This window comes from Capillibacterium thermochitinicola, assembly GCF_013664685.1.
GTDB lineage: Bacteria > Bacillota > UBA4882 > UBA10575 > UBA10575 > Capillibacterium > Capillibacterium thermochitinicola.
Window position 1 is genome coordinate 1 of sequence record NZ_JAAKDE010000056.1, and the last position, 2,076, is coordinate 2,076.

General features: G+C 38.9%; 1 protein-coding gene and 1 pseudogene. Both read right to left on the minus strand.

Features of this window, described 5'->3' with window-relative positions:
* Positions 1-999: 999 nt before the first annotated feature.
* Positions 1,000-1,626, minus strand: a complete 627-nt coding sequence (locus G5B42_RS11250) for a hypothetical protein (RefSeq protein WP_181340567.1) — start codon at positions 1,624-1,626, stop codon at positions 1,000-1,002.
* A gap of 216 nt (positions 1,627-1,842) precedes the next feature.
* Positions 1,843-2,076: pseudogene (locus G5B42_RS11255) on the minus strand (hypothetical protein); the annotation flags it as partial.

Consider the following 2,076-nt stretch of genomic DNA (forward strand, 5'->3'; position numbering starts at 1 on the left):
GTAAAACCCAAAATAATATTTTCCATTTAACATCCTTTTTCATTTGAGTATCCACCTTCAATCAACAAAACACGTAAATCAATAATTGCAATTATTTTTATCTAGTATCTGGATTTAGTGTCCTTTCGCATAACGTTTGGCATTACCGACGTCGATGAGCCTTAGCGCGACCGCGCTTGGCGAATCGATGTGGCCGCGAATTCTTCATGATCAACTTCCTCGATTCCCCTTCATAAAATGCCTACCGCGGCCTCTAACGGTAATGCCGTGTTATCGGCCGTGTGTCCACCCTTAATCCTTACACTGGTAAGACAAAAATTTTAGGGCTTTGATAAATCAAAATGAGTGTTCATTTACTGACACTTAGGTAATCATCAACACATATGCGTTTCCAAAGTAAAAGAAGAGTTCAAAAATTCAAGAAGGGATGAACCCCTCCCCTTCACAAACTAGGATTCAACTTTAATCCCCCAGCTATCTTTAGATCACTAGCCAGGATACATGACAACATTGGTGTCCTGAAAAGTTTCCCCATATCTAAAATGAGCAATTCCGTAACAACTCGGAGCGCCTCGGCCTTCCAATAAATTACAAGATCAGTCTTTTTTCTTATTTTCAAAGAAGTACACAAAGTAGGCGAAAAAGGCAAAGAAAAAAAGTAGGGCCAATCGTCGAAGAAACCTTTAATACCCATAAAACCCAAAAACCCCAAGAATCCCAACCACTTTCTACTGGTCATAAAATTATACTCCTCCTTTATGCATGGCCGATAACGTTTACGGGTTCCCGATGTTGCCGGGCCTTAGAGGCGCCGACTGAACTTTAGTGCTTGCACTTGGTGAAGGCGGTGCCGTCCAGACCTGGCTTAGGCCCGGCAATATGGGCCGTAGTGACCGAAGGGAACGAAGCCGGGAACCCTGGTGTTATATGACGTATCACACTCCAATCCTGCATCTGCAGGAAAAAACGATATTTGACCAACATAAAGACAAAAGTCAACTACAAAAAATGTTTATGATACGATTCAGAAAAGGATTTAATAAAAACCTCTAAATATATTTCCTTTAACATTTCAGTAAACTTCACGACTTCAATTGGATCGTTTTGGTTTATTCCGAATGGCATAGCGAAATCATTAAAAATGGAATAAAAAAATCTTTTCACATCCTTACCGCTTATTTCGCATAATCTATAATACTTATCTATATCTTCTCCCGTAAAATCTAATATTTTAAGGATTTCCATCTCAAAACTTTCTATCGACAAATCTACTCTATTTAGAAGACCGCAGTTATCTTCATCAGACAAAAAAATACTCAAATGAAAACGGGCAAGCGCTTTAAAGGAATTAAAAGCGGCATCTTGATCTATATTTAACCTTAATTTCTTTTTTTCGGGAAACAAGCGGACTTGGTTTTGTGATAAAGTATTTCTTTCTATTGGTCTTTCAAAAAGGAACGCATCAAAAAAGATCTTACAACTAATGCAAAATGATATAACCCAATCTTTAATTATATTTGGGTCCTCTTTAGAATACACCTTTTCTAAAATCCTCTTAAGGTTTCTCCCAACTAATTTATTTTGTCTATAGATTTTACCACTAAGGACATCTTGTAAGTATGACAATCAAATTCCCCCTTAAACCTATACACATATAAAGGCTTACATACAATGATATGTCATATAACGTTTGGCATTGCCGACGTCGATAAGCCCTAGCGCGACGCGCTTGGCGAATCGATGTGGCCGCGTCCGCTTCATGATTCGACTTGCTTGTCCGACATCATGAATCGACTTTCCGCGGCCCGAAGCGGCAATGCTGTGTTATGTGAAGTGCGGACACTAATTTGGATAAACATTACCACTTCCGGTAATATACCATCTTTTATTTTTTCTACCTAATTCTAAATATGCCGTCCAACCCTCCCTTACAAAAGAACTAATCTTTTCGGGAACAATTACAGGACCGATTTTCATGTCGCTATCTATATAATCATAATCTTCAAGCCATAATTTACCTGCCTCTGTTTGTGGTAGTATAAGAATACCGAGAAGGGGGTGCGGACAAAATCCTGG